Below are 3,954 nucleotides of genomic sequence, written 5' to 3' on the forward strand. Positions count from 1 at the left end.
ATGCCGTAGGGATCGACGCCGATGACGCCGGCGGTAACGCCGGCAAGCACGGCTTCGGAGAAGCGTCGCCTCTCGTCGATCAGGTCCTTGGCCGACAGGATCTCGTTGCGCTGCGATTTCAGTTCGAGAAGCATCTTGTTGAACGTATCGCCGAGCGAGGCGACATCGCCGTCCGAGGGCCTGACCGGAACCGCGACGTCGAGATTGCCGGTCGCCACTTCGTCGGCGGCGCCGATGAGCTGGCGAATGGGCCGCACCAGACGGTCGGCGACCGCAATGCCGGTCCAGATCGCGGACAGGATGATGATCAGCGTCAGCGACAGATAGGGCAGCGCGAAGGCCACCTGCGAGGTACGGCGGTTGTCTTCCAGCCCCCGATATTCGTCGGTGTTGGACCTGACGATCTGGCGTGCCTTGATGACCTCGGGATCGACGAGGCGAATGGTATAGAGATAGAGCCCTTCGATCTCGCGCAGCTTGACGATGGCGCCCATGATGTTGCGCGTTTTCGGCTCGATCAGCACCGGCTTGCCGTCGGCAGCGCTGGCCACGGCGCCTTCCGGCGGCCCCGGCATGGCAAAATCCGTGTCGGTCTTGGCGCTCATGACGAAAGAGCCGTCAGGTTTGATCAGCGCCGCATGAGCCAGCGAACGGCCCACGGCTTCCTTGTTCATCAGGTCGAGAAAGCCGGTACGATCAAGGCCGTAGAGTGTGCGTGACGCATCGAGATCATAGGCCATGGACAGTGTCGTACCCTGCAGGTTGCGGGCATTTTCCTGAACATAGGCGTCGGCGATCGACAGCGACGAATTGACGATCGTCTTGGTGCGGATCTCGAACCAGCGGTCGAGGCCGATGTCGAGCGTGATCGACGCGATGATGGCCACCATGATGGCCGGAATGGCGGCAACCAGGGCGAACATGGCGACAATGCGCACATGCAGCCGCGAAGCGGCCTTGCCATGCCGGCGCGCCATCAGGATGCGGTGCACCTCACGCCCGACCAGCGCGATAAGAATCAGGACGAAAGCCGCGTTGAGGGCAATCAACGCCAGCGTCGTCGACTCGTTCGGTGTGATCGGCGTGGCGCCAACGAGGATGGTGAACGAGATCGCCGCCGTCATCAGCGCGCCGACGACCGCGATCACGCCTGGCAGCGCAAGCAGCCGGCGCCCGTCACGAGCGCCGGGTTCGCTGAAAAGCGGTTGGTTTGTTGTCGGTGCCTGCGGGGCCATGTCGCCGTCTAGTGCCATGATTGCGTCGGATGTATGCAACGCATTGTGGCGATTATGCAACAAGTGTGACCGAGACGGAAATCTTTCGCGAGCCGATCCCCTGAAAAGAGCGCGGGCTCAGATCAGGGCTCAGCCCTGCCGCGACGATTTGTAGACGTTGACGCCGAGTTCGCGAATCTTCTTGCGCAGCGTGTTGCGGTTCAAACCAAGCAGTTCCGCGGCCTTGATCTGGTTGCCGCGGGTTGCCGTCATCGAGGCCAGGACGAGTGGAAACTCGACCTCGGACAGGATGCGTTGATAAAGCCCGGCAGGTGGCAAATCGCCGGCAAACGAGGCGAAATAGCGTTGCAGGAAGTGCTCGACCGCCTGGCCGATCGACAAATCGTCGGGAATGAGATTGCCGCCACCCGGCACCACGGGACGTTCGCCGGTCTTGAGCTCGGCCTCGATGATCTCGGCGGAAATCTCGTCCTGCGAATAGAGCGCGGCGAGCCTGCGAACCAGGTTTTCCAGTTCGCGCACATTGCCCGGCCAGGGATAGCGCTTCATCAACTCGATGCCGCCGGAAGAAATGCGCTTGGTCTGCAGGCCTTCCATTTCGCCGAGCTTGAAGAAGTGGCGGACAAGGTCGGGCACATCCTCGGAGCGCTCACGCAGCGCGGGCAGCCGGAGCGGCACCACGTTGAGGCGATAGAACAGATCCTCGCGAAAAAGCCCCTGGTTGATCAGGGTGCGCAGATCCTTGTTGGTGGCGGCGACGATGCGCACGTCGGTCTTGATCGGCGTGCGTCCGCCAACCGTCGTGTATTCGCCCTGTTGGAGCACGCGCAGCAGCCGCGTCTGCGCTTCCATCGGCATGTCGCCGATTTCATCGAGGAACAGCGTGCCGCCTTCAGCTTGCTCGAAGCGCCCGGTCGAGCGGTTCTGCGCGCCGGTGAAGGCGCCCTTCTCGTGACCGAACAGTTCCGATTCGATCAGGTCGCGCGGGATCGCCGCCATGTTGATGGCGACAAACGGGCCGCCACGGCGGCGGCCATATTCATGCAGCGCGCGCGCCACCAGTTCCTTGCCGGTGCCGGATTCGCCCGAGATCATCACCGTCAGGTCGGTCTGCATCATGCGCGCCAGCATGCGGTAGATGTCCTGCATGGCGGCCGAACGGCCGACCAGCGGCATTGCATCGGGCTGCTCTTCCGGCCGCGCATCGATCTTCGGCCGTCGCGGCTCGGAAAGCGCCCGGTTGACGATGTTGAGCAGTTCGGTCAGGTCGAACGGCTTGGGCAGATACTCATAGGCGCCGGTTTCAGACGCGCGGATCGCCGTCATGAAGGTGTTCTGGGCGCTCATGACGATGACCGGCAGTTCCGGCCTCGCCTTCTTGATGCGCGGCAGCATGTCGAAGGCGTTTTCGTCCGGCATCACCACATCGGTGATGACAAGATCGCCCTCGCCCGCCGCCACCCAGCGCCACAAAGTCGAAGCATTGGAGGTGACGCGCACCTCGTGGCCGACGCGCGAAAGCGCCTGGTTGAGGACAGTGCGGATCGCCGCATCGTCGTCGGCGACGAGAATATTGCCGCGAACGGTCATTTGCGGTCTCCTTCACCGTCTTCATCGGCGCCGTATGGCGCTTCTTTCCAGGCCGGCATCAGGATGCGGAATGTGGTCCCGCGCGGCGTCGATTCGCATTCGATGATGCCGCCATGTTCGCCGACGATTTTGGCGACCAGCGCCAGCCCCAGCCCCGAGCCGTTCGGCTTGGTGGTGATGAACGGGTCGAACAGGATCGGCAGGATATCTTCCGAGACGCCGGAACCATTGTCACGCACGCAAAATTCCAGCGGCAGCGACACGCGGTCCTGCGTGCCCGGAACGGAAACACGGATGCCTGGCCGGAAGGCGGTCGACAGCATGATCTCGCCCTGCGGGTCACTGCCGATCGCCTCGGCGGCGTTCTTGACCAGGTTGAGGAACACCTGGATCAACTGGTCGCGGTTGGCAAACACCGGAGGCAACGAAGGATCATAGTCCTCCAATATCTTGATTCTCTTGGCAAAACCGTTCTTGGCAATGGCCTTCACATGGTCGAGCACGACATGGATGTTGACGGGGTAGCGGTCGATCGGCCGCTCGTCGGAAAACACCTCCATGCGATCGACCAGCGACACGATGCGGTCGGTCTCGTCGGTGATCAGCCGCGTCAGCGCACGGTCTTCGTCGGAAGCCGACAGTTCCAGCAACTGGGCAGCGCCGCGGATGCCGGAGAGCGGGTTCTTGATCTCATGGGCAAGCATCGCCGCCAAGCCGGTGACCGAGCGCGCCGCACCGCGATGCGTCATCTGCCGGTCGATCTTGTCGGCCATCGACCGTTCCTGGAACATAACCACCACCGAGCCCGGAAATTCCGGTACCGGCGCGACATAGAGATCGACGACCTTCTCGATGCCGAGACGCGGCGACGACACGTCGACCCGATACTCGTTGACCGGTGCCAGGCGCTCGCGCACCTGGTCGACCAGCGTCAGCAGCGGGCTGCCGAAGGGAATGAGTTTTGACAGCGTGTTGCGGGCGAGCATGGTCGCGCTTGAACGAAAGAAGTCCTCCGCGTCGGCGTTGGCAAAGGTGATGAAGCCTTCCTCGCTGATCATGATCACCGGGCGGCGGATGGTGTTGAGCACGATCTGGGCGGCATCCGCCATTTCAGCGCCTTGGCCGGCGG

At 62.9% G+C, this 3,954-nt stretch carries 3 protein-coding genes; all 3 read right to left on the bottom strand.

Annotated elements, in window-relative coordinates; translation table 11 throughout:
* The coding region (locus tag EN991_RS26460) for a HAMP domain-containing protein (protein ID WP_164769378.1) at positions 1–1,235 on the bottom strand (1,235 nt) is incomplete at its 3' end.
* 129 nt (positions 1,236–1,364) lie between these two features.
* Positions 1,365–2,825 (bottom strand): nitrogen regulation protein NR(I), encoded by a 1,461-nt coding sequence (ntrC, locus tag EN991_RS26465; protein WP_024505195.1) that lies wholly within the window; start codon positions 2,823–2,825, stop codon positions 1,365–1,367.
* A partial coding sequence (locus EN991_RS26470) for a nitrogen regulation protein NR(II) (RefSeq protein ID WP_245461083.1) occupies positions 2,822–3,954 on the bottom strand: 1,133 nt, incomplete at its 5' end. The genes EN991_RS26470 and ntrC, both read right to left, overlap by 4 nt.

Origin of the sequence: Mesorhizobium sp. M7A.F.Ca.US.005.03.2.1 (assembly GCF_003997795.1) — a bacterium.
In the GTDB taxonomy this organism is placed as follows: Bacteria; Pseudomonadota; Alphaproteobacteria; order Rhizobiales; family Rhizobiaceae; genus Mesorhizobium; species Mesorhizobium ciceri.

Coding starts and splice junctions, on each gene's coding strand:
- ntrC (WP_024505195.1), bottom strand. CDS start 2,825: ATGACCGTTCGCGGCAATATTCTCGTCGCCGACGACGATGCGGCGATC.